Source organism: Pseudomonas sp. Pseusp18 (genome assembly GCF_059506005.1).
Window position 1 is genome coordinate 3,512,403 of record NZ_CP169240.1, and the last position, 21,341, is coordinate 3,533,743.

At 58.8% G+C, this 21,341-nt stretch carries 23 protein-coding genes and 1 pseudogene; 17 read left to right on the forward strand and 7 right to left on the reverse strand.

From position 1 onward, the window contains the following. Positions 1-24: 24 nt before the first annotated feature. Positions 25-231 carry a hypothetical protein gene (locus ACEN9A_RS15755; RefSeq protein ID WP_019649940.1) on the forward strand — a complete coding sequence of 69 codons (207 nt, stop codon included), beginning with the start codon at positions 25-27 and terminating at the stop codon, positions 229-231. A gap of 207 nt (positions 232-438) precedes the next feature. Here the strand turns inward: ACEN9A_RS15755 and ACEN9A_RS15760 are convergent, their stop codons facing one another. Both ACEN9A_RS15760 and ACEN9A_RS15765 read right to left on the reverse strand, forming a co-directional pair. Then, positions 439-651: a hypothetical protein gene (locus tag ACEN9A_RS15760; RefSeq protein ID WP_155943474.1), complete on the reverse strand. Its 213-nt coding sequence runs from the start codon at positions 649-651 to the stop codon at positions 439-441. Then, on the reverse strand, positions 648-929 hold the full coding sequence (locus ACEN9A_RS15765; RefSeq protein ID WP_258668526.1) for an excalibur calcium-binding domain-containing protein: 282 nt from the start codon (positions 927-929) through the stop codon (positions 648-650). The genes ACEN9A_RS15760 and ACEN9A_RS15765 overlap by 4 nt, the downstream gene beginning before the upstream one ends. Positions 930-1,278: 349 nt before the next feature. On the opposite strand from ACEN9A_RS15765, the pseudogene ACEN9A_RS15770 reads away from it, so the two are divergent. From ACEN9A_RS15770 to ACEN9A_RS15780, 3 genes and pseudogenes are all read left to right on the forward strand, one after another. Continuing rightward, positions 1,279-1,550, forward strand: a pseudogene (locus ACEN9A_RS15770) (hypothetical protein); the annotation flags it as partial. After that, positions 1,534-3,123: an ABC-F family ATPase gene (locus ACEN9A_RS15775; RefSeq protein ID WP_026286413.1), complete on the forward strand. Its 1,590-nt coding sequence runs from the start codon at positions 1,534-1,536 to the stop codon at positions 3,121-3,123. The pseudogene ACEN9A_RS15770 and the gene ACEN9A_RS15775, both read left to right, overlap by 17 nt. Positions 3,124-3,381: 258 nt before the next feature. After that, a complete protein-coding gene (locus ACEN9A_RS15780) occupies positions 3,382-4,575 on the forward strand; it encodes an MFS transporter (protein ID WP_258668529.1) in 1,194 nt (397 codons plus the stop codon). Position 4,576: 1 nt separating this feature from the next. Here the strand turns inward: ACEN9A_RS15780 and ACEN9A_RS15785 are convergent, their stop codons facing one another. Together ACEN9A_RS15785 and ACEN9A_RS15790 are read right to left on the reverse strand one after the other, a co-directional pair. Then, on the reverse strand, positions 4,577-5,614 hold the full coding sequence (locus tag ACEN9A_RS15785) for an alpha/beta hydrolase family protein (protein WP_019649945.1): 1,038 nt from the start codon (positions 5,612-5,614) through the stop codon (positions 4,577-4,579). 173 nt (positions 5,615-5,787) lie between these two features. After that, positions 5,788-6,399 (reverse strand): FMN-dependent NADH-azoreductase, encoded by a 612-nt coding sequence (locus ACEN9A_RS15790; protein WP_064618091.1) that lies wholly within the window; start codon positions 6,397-6,399, stop codon positions 5,788-5,790. Between the two features lie 130 nt (positions 6,400-6,529). On the opposite strand from ACEN9A_RS15790, the gene ACEN9A_RS15795 reads away from it, so the two are divergent. Further along, positions 6,530-7,438: a LysR substrate-binding domain-containing protein gene (locus tag ACEN9A_RS15795; RefSeq protein WP_019649947.1), complete on the forward strand. Its 909-nt coding sequence runs from the start codon at positions 6,530-6,532 to the stop codon at positions 7,436-7,438. Next, positions 7,435-7,794, forward strand: a complete 360-nt coding sequence (locus tag ACEN9A_RS15800; protein WP_028940519.1) for an MmcQ/YjbR family DNA-binding protein — start codon at positions 7,435-7,437, stop codon at positions 7,792-7,794. The genes ACEN9A_RS15795 and ACEN9A_RS15800 overlap by 4 nt, the downstream gene beginning before the upstream one ends. Before the next feature lie 7 nt (positions 7,795-7,801). Here ACEN9A_RS15800 and ACEN9A_RS15805 read toward each other — a convergent pair whose 3' ends face one another. Together ACEN9A_RS15805 and ACEN9A_RS15810 are read right to left on the reverse strand one after the other, a co-directional pair. After that, positions 7,802-8,230, reverse strand: a complete 429-nt coding sequence (locus ACEN9A_RS15805) for a DUF1294 domain-containing protein (protein ID WP_258668535.1) — start codon at positions 8,228-8,230, stop codon at positions 7,802-7,804. Further along, positions 8,227-9,057, reverse strand: a complete 831-nt coding sequence (locus ACEN9A_RS15810; protein ID WP_019579207.1) for an undecaprenyl-diphosphate phosphatase — start codon at positions 9,055-9,057, stop codon at positions 8,227-8,229. Before ACEN9A_RS15810 ends, ACEN9A_RS15805 begins: the two co-directional genes overlap by 4 nt. 295 nt (positions 9,058-9,352) lie before the next feature. Here ACEN9A_RS15810 and ACEN9A_RS15815 point away from each other — a divergent pair, with 295 nt between their 5' ends. The 9 genes from ACEN9A_RS15815 (at position 9,353) to fapF (ending at position 17,759) form a co-directional block, all read left to right on the forward strand. Further along, the gene (locus tag ACEN9A_RS15815) at positions 9,353-10,987 is read left to right on the forward strand and encodes a methyl-accepting chemotaxis protein (RefSeq protein ID WP_258668537.1); all 1,635 of its coding nucleotides are present in this window, start codon (positions 9,353-9,355) and stop codon (positions 10,985-10,987) included. Positions 10,988-11,224: 237 nt separating this feature from the next. Beyond that, entirely contained in the window at positions 11,225-11,788 is a 564-nt protein-coding gene (pnuC, locus tag ACEN9A_RS15820; protein ID WP_413387822.1) for a nicotinamide riboside transporter PnuC, read from the forward strand. After that, on the forward strand, positions 11,785-12,309 hold the full coding sequence (locus ACEN9A_RS15825; protein WP_019649953.1) for an AAA family ATPase: 525 nt from the start codon (positions 11,785-11,787) through the stop codon (positions 12,307-12,309). Before pnuC ends, ACEN9A_RS15825 begins: the two co-directional genes overlap by 4 nt. Positions 12,310-12,811: 502 nt before the next feature. Further along, positions 12,812-13,264 carry a functional amyloid chaperone FapA gene (gene fapA / locus ACEN9A_RS15830; protein ID WP_019579211.1) on the forward strand — a complete coding sequence of 151 codons (453 nt, stop codon included), beginning with the start codon at positions 12,812-12,814 and terminating at the stop codon, positions 13,262-13,264. A gap of 1 nt (position 13,265) precedes the next feature. Continuing rightward, on the forward strand, positions 13,266-13,856 hold the full coding sequence (fapB, locus tag ACEN9A_RS15835) for a fibril amyloid subunit FapB (RefSeq protein WP_019649954.1): 591 nt from the start codon (positions 13,266-13,268) through the stop codon (positions 13,854-13,856). A gap of 64 nt (positions 13,857-13,920) precedes the next feature. Then, positions 13,921-14,868, forward strand: a complete 948-nt coding sequence (gene fapC / locus ACEN9A_RS15840) for an amyloid-like fimbrin subunit FapC (protein ID WP_026345917.1) — start codon at positions 13,921-13,923, stop codon at positions 14,866-14,868. Between the two features lie 67 nt (positions 14,869-14,935). Continuing rightward, entirely contained in the window at positions 14,936-15,616 is a 681-nt protein-coding gene (gene fapD / locus ACEN9A_RS15845) for a fibril amyloid maturation endopeptidase FapD (protein WP_258668540.1), read from the forward strand. A 45-nt stretch (positions 15,617-15,661) separates the two neighbouring features. Next, entirely contained in the window at positions 15,662-16,408 is a 747-nt protein-coding gene (gene fapE / locus ACEN9A_RS15850) for a fibril amyloid subunit FapE (protein WP_019579215.1), read from the forward strand. 46 nt (positions 16,409-16,454) lie between these two features. Beyond that, positions 16,455-17,759: a fibril amyloid transporter FapF gene (gene fapF, locus ACEN9A_RS15855; RefSeq protein ID WP_019649957.1), complete on the forward strand. Its 1,305-nt coding sequence runs from the start codon at positions 16,455-16,457 to the stop codon at positions 17,757-17,759. 67 nt (positions 17,760-17,826) lie between these two features. Here fapF and ACEN9A_RS15860 read toward each other — a convergent pair whose 3' ends face one another. After that, the gene (locus tag ACEN9A_RS15860; protein ID WP_019649958.1) at positions 17,827-19,152 is read right to left on the reverse strand and encodes a sigma-54 dependent transcriptional regulator; all 1,326 of its coding nucleotides are present in this window, start codon (positions 19,150-19,152) and stop codon (positions 17,827-17,829) included. A gap of 343 nt (positions 19,153-19,495) precedes the next feature. Between ACEN9A_RS15860 and ACEN9A_RS15865 the strand changes: the two genes are divergently transcribed. Next, complete coding sequence (locus ACEN9A_RS15865) at positions 19,496-19,762, forward strand: hypothetical protein (RefSeq protein ID WP_064618110.1); 267 nt, start codon at positions 19,496-19,498, stop codon at positions 19,760-19,762. 283 nt (positions 19,763-20,045) lie between these two features. After that, positions 20,046-21,335, forward strand: coding sequence for an NHL repeat-containing protein (locus ACEN9A_RS15870; protein ID WP_258668542.1), 1,290 nt, complete (start codon positions 20,046-20,048; stop codon positions 21,333-21,335). The last annotated feature ends 6 nt before the right edge of the window (positions 21,336-21,341 follow it).

Genomic DNA, 21,341 nt, shown 5'->3' on the forward strand with positions numbered 1-21,341 from the left:
TGGTCAGTCACCGGGAGATGTAACGTGTCAACTCTCAACGAAATCGCAGCGAACCACGCGAGAATGGCTAAGGCAAAGGCAGAAGAGTCGACCGGGCTGAGTGAGCGACACCTTCAAGTAGTGGGAAGTATCGAAATCCCGTGCATTGATGAGCAACAGCACATTCCACTGCACCTGATCACTGGCGTACAGGACAACCACCTCGGACAAGCAGCGGGCTACTTGCTCTGAGTCTCGACCCGAACGATCGCCAGTTTGTAGCACGGCAGCCCCATAGGAGCTGCCGAAGGCTGCGATCTTTTCTCGATGGACTCGTCTGTAGCGCCGGAGTAAGTACTTTGAGCGGTCACAAGCGTCAGTAAAAAGAGCATGCCCGCAGCGTATTTGTTTCTCACTTCCATGTTCCTTGGGGGCGTGGGCTGATGGACAGGGGTGCCGTCAGGCTCGTTTATTCCCTTTTGCCCAACCAACTACCATTAGGCCCAGGCCGGGAATCCACAGGCCAGGCGCGGTGATAGCAAGACCGCAGATAGCCATCGGCAGCCCAGTCAAAAACATCGGGTTTCTAAACGCCTTTTCCATGGCACCTTCTCCTTCAAGAATTTCCCGCATTAAACCATCTAGCCTGCCGGTGAGCGGCAAAAAAGTCATTGGCACCACTGCGACTCACAGGGCACACCATCGTTGTCGCCGTCCATTTTCATTCCCGGACAATTTTGCAGAAAGTTTTTGGCCTCTGCACACGAGGTCATCTGCGAGCAATATTTGCGTCCGTCACATTTGAATGGCGCCGAAACAGGCTTCGGCACAGTTGTGACTGCAGGGGGTACTTTCGGATGCGGTAGCTTGGCCTCAACCCAGGGTTGTAACTCAGGGGAGAGCTTCCAGGCTAACAAACCCATGATAAGCACGACCAAAATCAGTTTCATTTGATTCATCCGTGACTAGAGGACGCTTATATTCTAGTCGCTGAGAACGAATCACTTGGTAAGGGCAACCAATGCCTCAATGCTCTGGAGGGGGACTACCGTCACACGCGGCATATGAGAGACGAATCTGAATAGGTGCCCACCCTGACCAAGTGCTGGCCATTCAGCAATCCTTCTGAAACACACCTGGCCGGGCAAGCGCTGCCGACTTTACCCAGAGCCGCGCCCAGTGTCCCGAACACAACGCTGAACAAAAATAACATTGGCGTTCAATCCAGGATTTCCCCTGCGTTTTGCCTCCCACCAGGATGAACCACCCACTCGGACAGACCCAAGCAGCGGGGCCAACCTGAAGAAGCTCGCGACACGTTATCGCGCGCCGTACAACTGCCGTCACACTTATGCGACAATATGCAGAATGTCTGGCATGAATCCCGCCTTTATTGCCCAACAGCTTGGACAAGCGTCCAGATGCTGCTCTCGACTTATGCGCGCCGGTTGAAGTCTAGCGGTGACTGGGGAGAGATGGAGAAACTCCAAAACGCCCCAGGTATGGCCCAAGCGCCAAAATGCGCAGCTCGCAACCCATTGATAGGTAAAGTAATTGATCTCCACAGCTAACATCACGATGCAGTTCGGCGCCAAGCCGCTATTCGAAAACGTTTCGGTCAAATTCGGCGCGGGCAACCGCTACGGCCTGATCGGCGCCAACGGTTGCGGCAAGTCGACTTTCATGAAAATCCTCGGTGGCGATCTCGAGCCGTCCGGTGGCCAGGTCATGCTTGAGCCGAACGTGCGTCTGGGTAAATTGCGTCAAGACCAGTTCGCCTACGAAGAATTCACCGTGATCGATACCGTGATCATGGGTCACGAAGAGCTGTGGAAGGTCAAGGCCGAGCGCGATCGCATCTACTCGCTGCCGGAAATGACCGAAGAAGACGGCATGGCCGTGGCCGAGCTGGAAACCGAATTCGCCGAAATGGATGGCTACACCGCCGAGTCCCGTGCCGGCGAGCTGTTGCTGGGCCTGGGTATCGGCATCGAGCAGCACTTCGGCCCGATGAGCGAAGTGTCGCCGGGCTGGAAACTGCGCGTGTTGCTGGCGCAGGCGCTGTTCTCCGATCCTGAAGTGCTGTTGCTCGACGAACCGACCAACCACCTGGACATCAACACCATCCGCTGGCTGGAAAACGTACTGACCCAGCGCTCCAGCCTGATGATCATCATCTCCCACGACCGTCACTTCCTGAACAGCGTGTGCACGCACATGGCTGACCTGGATTACGGCGAGCTGCGCCTGTTCCCAGGCAACTACGACGAGTACATGACCGTGGCGACCCAGTCCCGCGAGCAACTGCTGTCGGACAACGCCAAGAAGAAAGCGCAGATCTCGGAACTGCAATCGTTCGTCAGTCGCTTCTCGGCCAACGCCTCGAAAGCCAAGCAGGCAACTTCCCGCGCCAAGCAGATCGACAAGATCCAGCTGGCCGAAGTCAAACCTTCGAGCCGTGTCAGCCCGTTCATTCGTTTCGAGCAGACCAAAAAGCTGCACCGTCAGGCGGTCATCGTCGAGCGCATGGCCAAAGGCTTCGACGGCAAGACCCTGTTCAAGGACTTCAGCTTCACCGTTGAAGCCGGCGAGCGCGTGGCGATCATCGGCCCGAACGGTATCGGTAAAACCACCCTGCTGCGCACCCTGGTCAACGAACTGACCCCGGACGCCGGCACCGTGAAATGGACCGACGCTGCCGAGCTGGGCTACTACGCCCAGGACCACGCGCACGACTTCGAAGACGACTGCAACCTGTTCGACTGGATGGGCCAATGGACCCAGGGCGGCGAGCAACTGGTTCGCGGCACCCTCGGGCGCATGCTGTTCTCCAACGACGAGATCCTCAAGTCGGTCAAGGTCATCTCCGGTGGTGAGCAAGGTCGCATGCTGTTCGGCAAGCTGATCCTGCAAAAGCCGAACGTGCTGGTAATGGACGAACCGACCAACCACTTGGACATGGAATCCATCGAGGCGCTGAACCTGGCGCTGGAGAACTACCCGGGCACGCTGATTTTCGTCAGCCACGACCGTGAGTTCGTATCGTCCCTGGCCACCCGCATCATCGAGTTGAGCGCCGATGGCGTGATCGACTTCAGCGGCACCTATGACGACTACCTGCGTAGTCAGGGTGTGTTGATGTAAGGCGGCTTCTGGCTGCAAATGGAAAGCCCCGTCCTGGTGACGGGGCTTTTTGTTTTCAGGATCAAACGATTCAAGATCAAAAGATCGCAGCCTGCGGCAGCTCCTACGGGAACTGGAGGCGCCCGCTACATCGCGGTTAAACACGGCCGATGTAGGAGCTGCCGAAGGCTGCGATCTTTTGATCGTTAGCCTGCTTCCTTTTATTTCACGCCCGCGCCATGATGCAGTTCTCCTACCGCCGCCCGCGAACGAGCTCTCATGTCTGCGCAGCAACTGCCCCCGCAAAGCTCCATGGCGATCACCCTGCAGATCGTTTCCATCGTTTTCTATACCTTTATTGCCTTCCTCTGCATCGGCCTGCCGATTGCCGTGTTGCCGGGGTATGTCCATGAGCAGTTGGGGTTCAGCGCCATCGTTGCGGGGCTAACCATCGGTTCGCAATACCTGGCCACCCTGCTCAGCCGCCCGATGGCCGGGCGCTTGTCGGACAGCGTCGGCACCAAACGGGCGATTGTTTACGGGTTGTCGGGGATTGTGTTGAGCGGCGTGCTGACGCTGCTGTCGACTCTGCTGCAAAGTTTGCCGCTGTTGAGCCTGATCATCCTGATCGCTGGCCGGTTGTTGCTGGGGATCGCCCAAGGGTTGATCGGAGTCGGCACCATCAGTTGGTGCATGGGCCAGGTCGGTGTCGAGCACACGGCGCGTTCGATTTCCTGGAACGGGATCGCCTCATACGGCGCCATTGCCATTGGCGCGCCGCTGGGGGTGCTGATGGTGGCTGAATTGGGCTTCGCCAGCCTCGGGATTGTGCTGTCGTTACTGGCCCTGTTGGCACTGCTGTTGATCCGTAACAAACCCTCGGTGCCAGTGACTCGCGGCGAGCGCCTGCCGTTCTGGGCGGTGTTCGGGCGCATTGCCCCTTTCGGCGCGAGCCTGAGCCTGGCGTCTATCGGCTACGGCACGCTCACCACTTTTATTACTCTGTATTACGCCAGTCGTAGCTGGACGGGTGCGGCTTACTGCCTGACGGTGTTCGGGGTGTGTTTTATTCTGTCGCGGCTGTTGTTCATTTCCAGCATCAGCCGTTTCGGCGGTTTCACCTCGGCCATTGCCTGCATGAGCATTGAAACCGTGGGGCTGGTCCTGTTGTGGCTGGCGCCCTCGACCGTTTACGCCTTGATCGGCGCAGGCTTGACCGGGTTCGGTCTGTCGCTGGTCTATCCGGCGCTGGGCGTGGAAGCGATCAAGCAGGTGCCCAATTCCAGTCGCGGGGCGGGTTTGAGTGCTTATGCGGTGTTTTTCGATCTGGCGCTGGCGATTGCCGGGCCGCTGATGGGTGCGGTGGCATTGAACCTGGGGTATTCGTGGATTTTCTTCAGTGCGGCGTTGTTGTCCGTGACCGGGCTCGGTTTGACCTTGTTACTGAAACACCGCGCCATCCGCCAGGATTGATTTATTGATCCGCGGTTTGCATGCCGGCCCGACTCGGTTTGCCCAGTGCATGGGAGAAGAAACGTCCAGCCTCGGAGATCAGGTTGCGGTGAATGTCCTTGCGGTCGACGCCGTCGGCATCGGTGCACAGCGCCGGCATGGTGGCGATCTGTTCTTCGTTGCACGGTGCCAGGAACACGAAGTGCCCTGCCCCGGCCAGCAATTTGAAATCCGGAGCGGTCGGCAGTTTGCGCGCCAGGGCTGCGGCGTTTTTGTCGAACGCCACCAGTTTGTCGCCATCGCCGCTGTATAGCAGCACCGGCACATGCACGTCGGCCAGGGTCTGGCGGCCGAATTTCAGACTCAGCGGTGCCATCAACAACAAGGCATGCACTCGCGGGTCTGGCACTGGCTGCAAGTCATCGCGGTCGACGATCAGCTCGCCTTGAGTGTTGCAGGCGTCGTGGTCGTCCGGGCGCTCATGACAATAACGGCGCAGACGGTCCAGGTCCGGGGTGGCGCCGGACAGGATCAACGCGGTCTCACCGCCCGCCGAATAGCCGATCACCCCGACCTGATCGGCATTGACGAAGGGCGCAAGCATACGGTCGCCCAAGGTCGCGGTAATGGCTTCGGAAATCTGGATCGGCCGCCCGTAAAGATTGCTCAAGGTGCCGAGGCGGCTGTGGTCTTTGGAGTTGTCGCCAGGATGGATCACCGCCACCACCACAAACCCCTTGCGTGCCAGCGAGGTGGCCAGATCGTGCAGGGCCAGCGGGGTTCCGGTATTGCCGTGAGACAGCATCAACATCGGGAAGCGTCCGATGGCGACTTTGGTGTCTTCACCGGCTTCGACCGTGTAGCCCTCGAGCTTGCTGGAGTGCTCCCTCTCACTGGACGGGTAAAAGGCGATGGCGCGCATCGGCTGCAAGTCCAGCGGGTCGAGGAATGTCATCTCATGGAAACCGACGCTCCAGTGAGGAAACAGCACAGGCGCGGCGTGCACTGAATTCAGGCTGCCGAACAGGCAAATCAGTAGCGTTGCACAAAGACGCACCATGGAATGCCCCCACCTTGTTACCTGACCGCAGATATTAACCCTCGACTGCATAACCTGGGCCAGAAACTGATCACCGGCAGAAATTAAAAAAACTCTGTACCTGGCCATCAAGATGACCAGAATACAGAGTTTCAGGGGTATTGCGTGCGCTGTTTGACGTCTTTACGCAAGCCTTACGCGGCGGCGAACAATTGCTCGCTGATTTGCGCCTGAGCGTCGCTCATGGCTTTGCTGCGCACTTCATCACCGTAGGCCAGGCCATGGGCACGGACGAACTCGATGTCGGTGATACCGAGGAAGCCGAACATCACCTTCAAGTACTCTTCGTGAGCAGTGCCGGTCGGTTGGCCAGCGTGCAAACCGCCAGCCGTCGAAACGATCACCACTTTCTTGCCGCCGCACAGGCCTTCAGGGCCGGCTTCGGTGTAGCGGAAAGTCTGGCCGGCTACGGCGATGCGGTCGATCCAGGCCTTGAGTTGGGTCGGGATGGTGAAGTTGTACATCGGCGCTGCAATCACGACGGCATCGGCGGCGAGGAATTCGGCCAGGGCCTGCGCACCCAAATCGGCTTCATGCTGTTGCGCGGCGTTGCGCAGCTCAGCGGCGGTGCCAGCGGCGACCAGCGTGGCGGCGGAAAAATGGCTGATGGCATCGGCGGCCAGGTCGCGGTAAGTCACCACAACGCCAGGCTCGGCGGCTTGCCAGGCTTTGACGACTTCACCGCTCAACTGACGGGAAGCCGAGTTGTCACCCAGAATGCTCGAATCGATATGCAGTAATTTCATGTGGGATCTCCAAGGTGAGGATCGCCACCCGGCGACCTGATGGAAACAATCCTACCTACGAAACCAATAGCTGATTAGCCGGCAATAATGCGATAGTTCGTCCCACTGATAGAACAGTTGGATTTAAATCATGCAAGACCTCAACGACCTCTACTATTTCGCCAAGGTGGTCGACGCCGGCGGCTTCGCGGCGGCCGGGCGTTTGCTGGGGATTCCCAAGTCCCGGTTGTCGCGACGCATCGCCGAACTGGAAGAACGCCTGGGCGCGCGTCTGTTGCAACGCACCACCCGCCAACTCAACCTGACCGCCGTGGGCGAGCGCTACTTGCGACACTGTCAGGCAATGCTGCTGGAAGCCGAGATGGCCGATGAAGCGGTGGCCAGCATGTCCAGCGAACCCCGCGGCCGACTGCGGGTTTCCTGCCCGGTGGGGTTGGCCCACGACATGTTCCCGTCGGTGATCAGCAAGTTCCTTGAGAAATTCCCGCAGGTTCAGCTGGAGATGCTGCTGCTCAACCGCCGGGTTGATCTGGTGACCGAAGGCGTCGATGTCGCCTTGAGAGTGCGGGAACTGGGTGATGAAGACCCACTGCTGGTCACCCGCCGCTTACGTCAGGCGCAGACTGTCATGGTCGCCAGCCCGGCGTTTCTTCGCGAGCGGCAGATCAAGACCCCGGACGACTTGAAAAACGTGCCGATATTGGGCGCACTGGAAGCCGATCGGCTGGTGCATCTGCGGATGCTCGACCAGCAGGGCAAGGCCTGTGAAATGACATTCGAAGCCCGATTGGGCATCGACGATTTTCTCGTGCGCAAGGCGTGTACCCTGTCCGGGCTGGGTTTCACCGTGTTACCGATGATGTATTGCGAGCAGGAACTGGAAAACGGCTCGCTGGTGCAACTGCTGCCTGACTGGTCATTGCCGGGCGGCTGGCTGCAAGCGGTCTACCCTCATCGGCGCGGGGTAATGCCGGCAGTACGCGCCTGGATCGACCATTTGATCGAATCATTCAATGCCTGTGGGGACCGACTGTTATGAAGGCAAGACCAATGAGCGAAGAAGATGTCGCGCAATTCTGCCTGGCGCTGCCCGGCGCGCGGGAGGATTACAAGTGGGGTGGCGTGAGGGTGTTTTCGATTGCCGGGAGCAAGATGTTCGCCTTGCAGAACCTGCGGGGCCAGTCCCTGGCCTTCAAGGTCGACAAGGACCTGTTCCTGGGCCATTGCGACCGACCGGGCATTCACCCGGCGCCGTATCTGGCCCGGGCGCAGTGGATCATCATGGACACGCCCTACCCGCTGGGCACCGAAGAGCTGCAAGGCTTGCTGCAACGTTCCCACCAACTGGTGGTGAGCAAGTTGCCCAAGCGCACACAGGTTGGCTTGCTGCTTTAAAACAGCTTTAAAACAGCGCGAATAGCTGAGCACCCAAAAACAACTGGTCGATCCAGAACACCTGATGCATCAGCACGATGAGCCAGAACACCAGTTGAAACGAAACCTTGCGGGTCTTGTGCCGAAACACTTGCTGGGCCAGCAAGGCCCCCGGCCAACCGCCCGCCAGTTCCACCGCGTGCAACACGTTCTCCGGCGTTCGCCAGCTGTCGGCACGGGCCTTGTGCTTGTCGCTCCAGTAAAGCAAAAACGCCAGCACGCTGACGATGCCGTAGGCGGCCAGGGGAATCAGCGACACCCCGCGCAGCCACAGCGACACCGAGCCAAACAACGGCACTGCGCACAGCGCAACGAACACCAGCAATTTCAACCGCAGGTTTTGAATCACTCCCCCGGACTTGCGCCCGGGGTTGTTGCGTGCGGCGGCGTCGCTCATGGCTTGGCCGCGGTCCAGTCGACCCAACCGAACTGCCAGGTCGCCAGGATCACCAGGCCGAACACGATGCGGTACCAGGCGAACGCCGCGTAGCTGTGGCTGGCGATGAACTTGAGCAGGCCCCGGACGGCGATCATTGCAAAGATAAACGCGGTGACAAAGCCGATGGCGAACACCGGGAAATCAGCCGGTACAAACAGGTGGCGGTATTTATAGCCCGAGTACACTGCCGCGCCGACCATGGTTGGCATGGCGAGGAAAAACGAAAACTCAGTGGCCGTCTTGCGCGACAACCCGAACAGCAAACCGCCGATGATCGTCGAACCGGAACGCGAGGTCCCCGGGATCATCGCCAGGCACTGGGCGAAACCGACTTTCAGGGCTTCTTTCCAGGTGATGTCATCGACGCTTTCGGCGTGCACGACATGCTGCCGGCGTTCAGCCCACAACATGATGATCCCGCCCACGACCAATGCGCTGGCCACAGTGATCGGGTTGAACAGGTATTTGTGGATCAGGTCGGCGAAAATCACCCCCAATACCACGGCCGGCAGGAAGGCGATCAACAGGTTCGCGGTAAAGCGTCGAGCGCTGGGTTGCGTCGGCAAACCGATGATCACGTCGAGGATCTTGCGACGGAACTCCCAGACCACCGCCAGGATCGCGCCGAGCTGAATGATGATGTTGAAGGCCATCGCTCGTTCGCCGCCGAAATTGAGCAGGTCCGCCACAATGATCTGGTGCCCGGTACTGGAAATGGGCAAGAACTCGGTCAGCCCTTCTATAACGCCTAAAATCAATGCCTGAAAGGCTGTCCAAAGATCCATCATTCCCCCAAGAAGCCATGCCCCCAGGCATGCCCCGTTAATAATTTGTAGAGCGTTATTCGCGATCAGCGTGCGCTGAAACCCCGCGCGCACAAGATCCACACAAAACCGTAAAAATTCCGTGAAAAATCGACTTGGACTCAGGTTTTTCCGCGCGGGGCCGAAATCCTATCAGACAAGCCTCATTTACGCTGCCGCGTAATAAGACCTGAGTCGGATAGGCCCCGATCGGCAAAGTGTGGTTCGATGCTGGCGATCGTTTATGACAAGAACAAGAAAACGGAGTAACAGCGTTATGAACAGCTTGCGCAGTGTGTCGATCAGCCGACGCTTGTGGCTTATCTTGATCGTGGCCGTGGTGATGCTGTTGACGTTGGGCGCGTTGATGCTCAAGCAGATCCACGACGATCTCTATCAGGCCAAGGCCCAGAAGACCCAGCATGTGGTGCAGACCGCCAGTGGCATCCTGACCTACTACCACGACCTGGAAACCGCCGGCACCCTCACCCGCGCCGCCGCGCAACAGCAGGCACTGACCGCCGTGCGGGGTTTGCGCTACGACCAGAATGACTATTTCTGGATCAACGACCTGACGCCGGTCATGGTCATGCACCCGACCAACCCAAAACTCGAAGGCCAGAACCTCTCGACAATCCGCGACCCGGACGGTTTTGCACTGTTCAACGAAATGGCCGCCATCGCCAAGGCCAAGGGCGCCGGCATGGTCAACTATCGCTGGCCGAAACCGGGCGCCAGTGCGCCGGTGGAAAAAACCTCCTACGTCAAACTGTTCGAGCCCTGGGGTTGGGTGATCGGCTCGGGCGTGTACATCGACGACATGCAGGCCGAGTTTAATGCGCAGGTCTGGAAGGCGTCTTTCGTCGGCCTGGTGATTGCCCTGATCATGGCGCTGCTGGTGATCATGATTGCCCGCAGCATCGTGCGCCCGTTGCAGGAAACCGTGAATGCCATGGCCAATATTGCCAGTGGTGAAAGCGACCTGACCCGCAGCCTCGATACCCACGGCCAGGACGAAGTCACGCAACTGGCCCGGCACTTCAATGCCTTTACCGCCAAGCTGCGCCTGGTGATCAGTCAGTTGCAAGTGTCCGCCGGCGCGCTGGGCCAGTCTTCCAGCGAACTGGGCAACGACGCCGCGCAAGCCCAGCAACGCAGCCAGCAGCAGTCCCAGCAAATGGAACTGGTGGCGACCGCGATCAACGAAGTGACCTACGGCGTGCAGGATGTAGCGAAAAACGCCGAGCACGCGGCCAGCGAAATGCGCGATGCCGAGTCTCAGGCGCAGCAGGGGCAGATCAATATCGATGGCAGCCTGCAGCAGATCGACAAGCTGTCTTCGACCATCGATCAAGCGGTGGAAGTGATTCGTACGCTGGCCGACGAAAGCACGCAAATCGGCAGTGTCCTGGAAGTGATCCGCTCCATCGCCGAGCAAACCAACCTGCTGGCCCTCAACGCCGCCATCGAAGCCGCCCGGGCCGGTGAGCAAGGTCGAGGGTTCGCGGTGGTCGCCGATGAAGTGCGCCTGCTGGCCCAGCGCACCCAGAAGTCGACGGCAGAAATCCAGTCGATGATCGAACGCCTGCAAAGCCATTCCGAGGCGGCGGTCAAGGTGATTGGCGACAGCAGCCGTGCCTCGCAACTGACCATCGAGCAGGCCGGTCTGGCCGGCGCCAGCCTGAATGCCATCGGCCAGGCCTTGCGCAACCTCAACGGTTTGAACGCCTCGATTGCCAGCGCAACCTTGCAGCAGGCGCATGTGGTGGAAGACATCAATCAGAACGTCACCCAAGCCGCCGGGTTGTCCCACAGCACGGCATTGGCGGCCGAGCAGTCGAGCGTGGCCAGCGTTCACCTCAAGGAATTGAGCGAACAATTGAACGGGTTGCTCAAGCAGTTTCGGGTCTGATCACTTGTAGCAGCTGGCGCAGCCTGCGTTCGGACGCAGCAGTCGTGAAATCAGGCGACGCCGGTTCCAGATAGACCGTGTGCGCAGAATTTACGACGGCTTCGTCCGAATGCGGCCCACACCGAACGCAGCCTCGCAGGCTCGGCAGCTGCTACACCGGACCGCGCAAGCCGGTTCTACTTGGCAGCGCCTGCCGCTACAATCCTCCCCCCTTTTCGTCTTCCCCAAGGAACCTCCATGTCCGGGCTTGAACTGTTTGCCGCCGCCCTCGGTGTGATTGCCGTCTGGCTGACGGTCAAACAGAACCCCTGGTGCTGGCCGGTCGGTCTGGTCATGGTGCTGCTGTATAGCTGGATCTTTTTCGAGGTGAAGCTGTATTCGGACATGCTGCTGCAAGTGATCTACGCCGCGTTGCAGCTCTACGGCTGGAGGCAGTGGACTCGCGCGGGCGCGACGCATGACGGTCGGCACGTCAGCGTCCTCGATGGCAAATCCGTCGCGCAGGGCTTAACCGTGGGCGCGGTCGGCAGTCTGCTGCTGGGGGCTGCGATGGCTCACTGGACCGATGCCGCCCAGCCTTGGCTCGACGCCGCGTTGACCGGCTTCAGCCTGGTCGCACAGTTATGGATGGCGCAAAAGCGCTTGCAATGCTGGCCGCTGTGGATCGCGCTGGACGTCATCTTCGTCGGCCTGTTCATCTACAAAGAGCTGTACCTGACCGCCGCCCTCTATGGGGTTTTCGCCCTGCTGGCGGTGCAAGGCTGGCGGACGTGGCGCGCCGACCCGGCGTTGCGCACATGAAAGTGCTGGTGCTCACGGGGCCAGAATCGAGTGGCAAGAGTTGGCTGGCCGCCGAACTGCAACGGCAATTCGGCGGCGTTCTGGTGGGCGAATACGTGCGTCGGTTCATTGAACAGGAGGCACGGGACACCTGCCTGGCGGATATCCCCGAGATCGCCCGCGGCCAGTTGCAATGGGAAGATGATGCCCGCGCCCTTGCGCCACCGTTGCTGATTCTCGACACGCACTTGCTGAGCAACATGCTTTGGAGCCAGACCCTGTTCAGCGATTGCCCGGCCTGGCTCGAACAAGCGCTGCTGGCCCGGCATTACGACTTGCACTTGCTGTTGTCGCCTGAACTTGTCGACTGGACCGACGATGGCCAGCGCTGTCAGCCGCAGCTGGATCAACGCCGGGACTTTTTCAACGCGGCTCAGGCGTGGCTGGAGCAGAATCGGCAACCTGTTCAAGTGATCCAGGGTGACTGGGCAGAACGCCGAGCCCAGGCGTTGCAGGCCGTCACTCTGCTGCTAGGTTGCTGAATTCGGCTGTAGCAGCTGTCGAGCTTGCGAGGCTGCGTTCGGCTGCGCAGCAGTCGTGGATCCGACTGACGCGGTTTACCTGATGCATCGCAAGTTCTGGTTTTACGACTGCTGCGCAGCCGAACGCAGCCTCGCAAGCTCGACAGCTGCTACAGCCCCCCAGCCCCCCCAGCATTTGTTGCGATAATTTTTCAAATGCGTCCATTTGTGAAACATACCTTTGCACTCGAACAGCCCGTTTCAGCGCTATTCATCATTGCGTCATGATCTGTGTTAAAGCGCTGATACATCACAACGCAAGCTATGGATCCAGAGCGTTGCGCCTCCTTTTCCCCGTTATAGCCCCCGCTTTTGTCTCAGGCCTGAAACAGCTCGATCAAGGATCCATTTACCTTGATCGATAACCCCTTGAATCAAAACAACAATCAAAAACCGGCACGGCTTTCGCTATCACCTTCACAACGCTGATTAGGGCCAGCGCACAACAGAAGGAATCGCAGTCGTGGGGACTTTTCGTAAAGGCTTTACGCGCTTGATGCTGCTCGGATGTGCCGCCGTCTCGGTACTCAGTTTTGATGTTCAGGCTGAAGGCAATGGCGTGATCGTACTCACTCGTGATGTACAGCCCCACACCGTCGGCAGGCCGCCGTTCCAGAAAGACCCCTACCCGACCACTGTCAACGCCAACCCTTCGGATCGTGTCACCTCGACACTCAACAGCACCGAACTGAGCGATGGTGAGTTCGCCAGCGTGGCCAGCGGTTCGTCCATCAGCAACAGCATCAACCAGAACGGCAACATACCTGGCAGCCTCAATGTCGTGACCAATCCCAATGGCATGCCCGGCATGAGCGCCGGTCACGGCGGCGGTAGCGGTGGCGCGATTTCGGGAACGATCAACCATGCCATGAGTTCCGGCCTCGCGCCGTTGGGCAGACTGGCGGGAGGTCAATGACATGAGCCGCTCCCTGATTCTTCTCGCCCTGGTCATCGGTGCCAGTGTGAGCCCAGGCGCCATGGCCGACTCCAGCGTTCCGGTGGTCAACACCGCCAACATCCTGGATTCCGGCGCCCGGTACAACGGCAACTTCAACGTCAACCAGGCCTCCGGCGATCAACAGCAACAGGCCAATACCCGCGCTATCGCCATCGGCACCGATGCCTCGGCGACCACTCGCGTCATCCAGAAACTCGACACGCCCGCCAACCCGTCGATGAACGCGACGGCCACCATCGGCGGCAACTCTTTCAGTCAAGGCAACGGTGCACTGGGTGTCAACCAGGGCGCTGGGGCCAACAACCAGATGGCCAACGCAATGCGCATCAGCATCAGTGCTGCGCCGCAAAGCGTCGACGATAGCGCCCTTTCTCAACAGAACGTGGCGTTGTTACCAAGCTCAGGGGCAACTGACGCTTCAAAAGGCAGTCGCCAGGTCGTGACAAGCGACCAGGCCTTCACCGGCAGCCGAGGAGTGATTCAGGTGAACCAGAGTGCCGGGGTGGGGAACCGAATGGCTAACACCCTGAGCATACGGGTCGCTGACTGACCCGAACGCAGTGCGATTAGAAAGTAACCAACACTTAACCAACTAATAAGCACGGAGAAACACCATGAAACCCACAATGGCTCTCAAGCCTCTCGTGTTCGCCCTGGCAGCCGTCATGGCGATGGCTGCACAAGCCAACGATAACGACCATGGTCACGGCCACCATCATCACGGCCCCAAAGGCCCCACCTGGGAACAGCAACTGTCAATCGACTCAGCCGCCAGCGCCTATGTAGGGGATACACAGGACAGCAGCGGCAACTCGGTACTCAACCAGGGCACCGAAAACACTGCCAATGCCGACAACTCACTCAACGGTTCCAATGGCAACATGGGCGCCAACGTGGCTGGCGGTGACGGCAACCAACAAGACAACGCCGCCGCGCTGGCTACCGCCGATGAAAGTTTCATCTTCGGTTCTGCCGAGGCAACCTCCACCGCGTATCAGTACAACACCAATAACTACGTCAAAAACCGCTCTACCCAAAATAACGCCACGCTCGACAATGCTGGCAACAACGGCTCCGGCAACATTGGCATAAACGTGACTGCCGGCAACTTCAACCAACAGAAAAACAACCTGGCGATTGCCGTGTCCGGCGGACGCGTAGCGACAGCCTCGGCTGACGCTTATCAATCCACCACCGGTCTGGATGTAAAAAACAAAGCTGACCGGACCCACATCACCACCACCCTCACCGACACCACCACGTCCTCTGGCACCTTCAAGGCCCATGGCACCGGGACTATCGAGGACGATGGTTGGGATCACAGACGCCACGATGACGACAAGTTCAAGTTCACCGCCGTGGGCACCTTCGATCTGTCTAGCGTAACCACTCATCAAGTGTTGACACCAGACGGCTGGAAAAACCCTGTGATGAACAACGCCAGCATGAGCGGCTCGATGAACGGCTTCTCCGGCAACGGCGGCGCCAACGTGTCGGCGGGTGCGGGCAACCAACAAAGCAACTCGCTGTCCATCGCTGCCGGCTGCAGAGCCTGCATGTAATCGCGATCGAAATGAAAGCCCCGGCAACGGGGCTTTCTTTCCACGGTTCACCAAAGGCGTATCGATCATGCGTACGACAGCCTTTTTCGCCCTGCTGTGCCTGTGTGGCCTGACTCAGGCGGCACAGATGCCGGTGGCCGCCTTGCCGGGCGGCATACTGGTTTACAAGCAGGTGCAAAGCGTGCGTGAGCGCAAGTTCAGCGACATCGTCGAACAAAAAACCGACTTCAGCTGCGGCGCTGCCGCACTGGCCACGGTGCTACGCCAGGCTTACTGGCTCGATGTCGATGAGGAACACATCATCAAAGGCATGCTGGTCAATGCTGATCAGAACCTTGTCCGTACTCAAGGTTTCTCCATGCTGGACATGAAGCGCTACATCGAAGCAATCGGCATGCGCGCGCGTGGCTACCGGATACCGCCCGAGAAACTCGAAGCGGTGACCATTCCGGTGGTGGTGCTGATGGAAATTCGCGGCTACAAGCATTTCGTGGTGATGCAGCGGGCGGACAAGAACTGGGTCTATATCGGCGACCCGGTGCTTGGGCACAAACGCTATTCCCATGATGACTTTGTCAAAGGCTGGAACGGCATTGTCTTCGCTATCGTAGGTCCCGGTTACGACAAAACCAATGCATTGCGCAGCCCTCCGGAACCGCTGACGGCCAAGAACAAACTGGACACTTTCAACCCGGTCAAAGATGCCGAATTGATGGACTTTGGCTTCATTCAGAGCGACTTCTTCTAATCGCCCACTGATGATAGAGAGGGCCGGATGCCCCGGGAGCAGCAAATGAAAACCTCATACTGGCTGGCCGCCGCTTGCCTGGCAGCAAGCGCATCGGGCTATGCCAATGCAGGATTCAAACCCATCGAACTCAAGGACCATGAGCTCGCCGAGCTACGCGGTCGCTATGTCATGCCAGGGCGGATCATCAGCTTCGGCATTGTCATGAGCAGTACCTGGCGCAATGCCAGTGGGGACCTGATTGGCGCAACGACGTTGATGCAGATCCAGGCCTCTACCGTAAAGCCGCAGTTTTACGTGTCGACCATTAAAGAGTCCGGTAACGGCAGTGCGCCGCCATCGGGCACCGGGAATGTAATTGGTGGCGCAGGACTGACCACCACCCAGGGAGTCACCCAAACTGTGCGCGCCGCTGGTGACGGCAATACCGCCTACAACAATGTCGCCATCAACGTCCAGGAGGCCAACCAGGCGCCGGCGCCGAGTCCCGTCCAAGGGCAGGTGCTGACGAGCGGGCAAACCATTACCGACAGCAATGCCGCCGGTAACGTCGCAGTGGCGGCCACAGGTGGTGGCGTACAAATGGCCATCCAGGCCAACAACAACCAAGGCACGGCCATGCAACAGGCGGCTCAGGGGGGGCTGGTGCAGAACACCCGGCTTCTGGGCAACAGCAACAGGGTCAATAACCTGACGCAACTTAATGTAGTGCTTAACAACAACGGCCGAAATGCCGGAGCAGTCAACTGCAATCTGAATCAACTCAAGGCACTACGCAGCCTGGGATATTGAACTACGCTGATGTTCGATCATTGGGCTTCATGGGGGATGGCTAATCATGTATCGGTCAGTACCACTGCGCGCGATCGTTTGTCTGAGTACTTTGTTCCCGTCGGCGCTGCTGCAAGCAGCGTCCGATGCGGACGTGGAGGCTTTGAAGCAACAACTCATGGAGCTCAAGCAACGATACGAAGTACAACAAAAGGCCTTGGCAGTACTCGAACAACGAGTCCGCCAGGTGGAGGATCAACCGGCGGCGCCGCCGCCTAAACGCCTGGCCAAGTCGCCAGCCGACATGAAAGGCAACCCGCAAGTGGCCACAAGGACGGGAGCGGCCGCGGCTTCAGGAGGCGCCGCAGGCAGCGGCAGTTCCTATGGACAATCACTGGCCGATGACTCTCAACCGGCAAAGAGTGTTTCCAACCTGTATGACGAGGCCAGCGGATTCTTCGGCGGCGGCAAGTTCAGCCTCGAAACCGGGCTGACCTATTCGCGTTACGACACCCGCCAGTTGATCCTCAACGGCTTCCTCGCACTGGACTCGATCTTTCTGGGCAACATCAACCTGGACCGAATCAAGGCCGACACCTGGACGCTGGACCTCACCGGACGCTACAACTTCGACAATCGCTGGCAATTCGACCTGAACGTACCGGTGGTGTACCGCGAATCAACGTATCAGTCCGGCGGTGCCAACAACGGTGCAGCGGGGGTGACCAGCGAAGAAACCGTCACCCGGGATCCGACGCTGGGCGACATCAACTTCGGGATCGCCTACAAATTCATGGACGAATCGGTGAACACCCCGGATGCGGTGTTCACCTTCCGGGTCAAGGCACCGACCGGCAAGGATCCGTTCGGGATCAAACTGCGCCAGAGCGACGCCAATACCAACCTGTTCGTGCCTGACACCCTGCCAACCGGTAACGGCGTCTGGTCGATCAGCCCCGGTATCTCGCTGGTCAAGACCTACGATCCGGCGGTTCTGTTCGGTAGCCTGTCCTACACCCACAACTTCGAAGAATCCTTCGACGACATCAGCGCCACCGTCAATCAGAAAGTCCCGGGCAAGGTGCGGATCGGCGACAGCTTCCAGATTGGTGCGGGGATCGCGTTTGCGCTGAACGAAAAGATGAGTATGTCGTTCTCGGTGTCTGACCTGGTGCAACGCAAAAGCAAGCTCAAACAGGATGGCGGGGATTGGGAGTCGGTGGTGTCCAGCGACGCCAACGCCGGTTACTTCAATGTCGGCATGACCATCGCAGCCTCCGACAACCTGACCATCGTTCCCAACCTGTCCATCGGCATGACAGACGATGCGCCGGACTTTTCCTTCAGCCTGAAATTCCCGTACTACTTCTGATCGCTTCACCCCAATGGAAAAGGCCCGCTGCGATGGATGTCGCAGCGGGCCTTTTCGTTTACCCGCCCTAGCGGATCTGGTGCTTGTGCAGCAATCGGTAAAAAGTCGGCCGCGACACGCCCAGGACTCGGGCGGCAACACTCAGGTTGTCGCTGTGCCGATTCAACACATCACACAGCGCCTGGCGTTCGGCGCGGGTCTTGTAGTCTTCCAGGGTGCCCATCGGCGTGGCGAAGGCGTGTTGACTGAGCAGCCCCAGGTCTCGCGCCTCGATCTGCCGGCCTTCGGCAAGTACCAACCCACGACGTACCCGATTGGCCAGCTCGCGGACATTGCCCGGCCAGTCGTGCTTGCCCATGGCGACCAATGCATCTTCGCTGAAGCTGCGCGGACGACGACCGGTTTCACTGCTGTAGAAATGGGAAAAGTGGTTGGCCAGCATCAATAGATCACCATGGCGCTCCCGCAGCGGCACGGTGACTACTTGCAGGACGTTCAAACGGTAGTACAAATCTTCGCGAAAGCGTTTGTTCTCGATGGCCTCTTCAAGGTCGACGTGCGTCGCCGCCAATACCCGCACATCCACCGGAACAGGCTGATGACCGCCAACCCGCTCGATGTGTTTTTCCTGCAGGAAACGCAGCAGATTGGCTTGCAGCTCCAGGGGCAGATCGCCTATTTCATCGAGAAACAGGGTGCCGCCGTTGGCCGCTTCTATCCGCCCGACCTTGCGCTGATGGGCGCCGGTAAAGGCCCCCTTCTCGTGACCAAACAATTCGGACTGGATCAAATGTTCGGGAATCGCGCCACAGTTGATCGCCACGAATGGCTTGCTGTGACGCTGGGATTGTTGATGCAGGGTGCGGGCGACCATTTCTTTGCCGGTGCCGCTTTCGCCACGGATCAGCACTGGCGATTCGGTGGGCGCCAGTTTGCTCAGCAATTTGCGCAGCTCGCGAATCGGTTTGCTGTCGCCGAGCAGTTCGTGTTCAGGCTGATCGATATGAACCGTGCCCTGCCCGCGCAGGCGCGCCATGCCGAACGCTCGGCCCAGAGTGACCTGAACCCTTGAAACATCGAACGGCAAGGTATGGAAGTCAAAAAACCATTCGCAGACGAAATCCCCGACATTCTGCATTCGCAGGACATCCTGATCGAGCACGGCGATCCACTCGGTACCGCTACGGGTGATCAGTTCCTTGACGGCTTCCGGACGTTCCAGATGAAATGGCTGCAAGCGCAACAGGCCGACGTCGCAGGTTCGTTCCGCGGCGTTTTCCAGGGTACAGCTGTCGACATCCCAACCCACAGCGCGTAAACCCGGCAGCAAACGGTGGCAGTCGTCGCAAGGATCCACTACTAAAAGACGTCGTAAAGCAGGCGCTTCGATCATGACTGTTCCTTGGCGCCAAATTTTAGGAAATATTATTAAAAACAGTCATTTGGCGGGCTTCGGTGTAACACTAGCAAAAAATTGACGCTGGCTTGTATCGATTGCTTATAGGGACGTCGGCTTATTAGTTATAAAAAATCACTTAATGAGTTGCCTAACGAATTGAACCTTTCATTCAGCTTTCAGCAACTGCCTGAATCGCCGGCGAATCAAAGAAAGTTGAAATTTCTTTTGATTGTGTGTGACCCAACCCCCGGTTGCGGACATCAGTACAAGTAACCAGCCGAACGGTAAGCCCAACCGACGGCACATCACTTGATTGGGCACACAGAGAGAAGACCCCATGAACGCCCCGCTCCGTATCAACGAAGCTCTTTTGATTGCCGACCGCGCATTCCAACCCTTTCAATGCGTGGCCTGGGCCCCACAAGACGGTAATGGCGAGCTCAGCCTGGCCATCATTGATCGCACTAACACTCGTATCAGCCGCAAACAAATTCCCAGCAGTGCCTATTCCGATCCGCAGCAACTTGCACACTTGCTGGAACAAGCCCGCGCCGAGCTGAGCGAGGAAGGTTACACACTGCAATCGTGGTCCATGCCGCATTAATCTTTTTCGCGGATTACCGCCCGGTAATCCGCGTCCCTTCTTCTCCTTAGTTGACGGTTTTCTACGGTCAGCTGCATAACGCCATTTACGTTTTCCAACTTCTAGCCGCCAGATTACTTGGCAGGCTTGTCAGTGGTTCGAGAAGACACTGTTCTGGCACAAAACGCCGCTCCTCCCGAGCGTAATGGCAGTTGCGCATCATCGCATTCAGGGATTGAATGTTCTTCTCATGCAGTCAACCTCCGGGCACCCGGACAAGGACGACTGGCAAGGAGATGCGTGCATGCCACTCCAGACTGCTTTTGCCATACCGGCAGCGGTGAAAGACGCCGGGCAACTCGATAGCCATTTCGCCGGCAGCGGCAAGACTCAAGTGTATTTCGCCGGCAGTACCTCCAGCAGGGTCAATGGTGTGGCGATTGACCACACCGGCCGAATTCTGGTGGCAGCCAAGGTCGGCACGCCAGGTGGCTGCCGCTTTGGCCTGGCACGCCTGCGTGAGGATGGTTCGGCGGATCTGGCCTTCGGTAAACAAGGCAGCATCATCGGGCAATTCGCCCACGGCTACGAGGCCATGGCGGGCACGGTGCGGGTGCTGGCCGACGGGAACATTCTGGTGGCCGGCCTGCACTACGAAAATGCTCATCGTACGTTGCCCGCCGTGGCGATGTTTGATCAACGAGGCTGCCCGATACAGGGTTTTGGTGAGCACGGCCGCTGCGTGGTGCGCCTGCCGGGGAAGCTTTCCGAAGGCGCTCGCGACGCCTGGTTACCACCCGGCGTGCCGGGTACCGAAGCCTGTGATATCTGCGTGCAGGACGATGGTCGAATCCTGCTGCTGGCCAATCATCACTTTGAATTGGCCGATCACGTCGGCATGCTGATTCGGCTCAATGCCGACGGCTCGCTGGACAGTACCTTCAATGGTCGTGGCTTTGTCATGGTCCGGCACTTATTGATGAACACCTGGCTGAACAGTCTGATGGTGCAATATGACGGCCGAATCCTGGTGGGCGGATCGATCAACTTCCCCGAGGAAGGTTTGCTGGCGCGTTATCACACCGATGGCCAGCTGGATGACGGCTTCGCCGTGGATGGCTTCATGACCTTCAAGGCCTGGGGTCAGAGTGCCCAGGTCTGCCAGATCGTCCAGCACGAAAATGGTGATTTGCATTGTTTTGGCAGCAGTCGCGACCCGATGCACTGCCTCGCCCTGAATGTTCACAGCAATGGCCGACCTGACATGCATTGCAATAGCGGCCAGCCACAACTGTTGGAAATCAGCCACAGCGGCTGCCAGTGGACCGCCGCCCAGATACAACCGGACGACTGTGTGCTGACGGTCGGAGCGACGGGCGGCGGGCTCGAAGGCGATTTCATTCTCGCCCGGTATTTACCCAATGGGGCGCTGGATCGCAGCTTCGCCAATGGCATGGGCTGGGTCCGCACACGCCTGAGTCGAGGCCCCGACACCGCCACTTCATTGGCCGTGCAGACCGATGGTTGCATCGTCGTCGGCGGCTATTCACTGGATGGCAACTACCGCGCCGTCGTCGCCCGTTATCAACCCTAGTTTCCT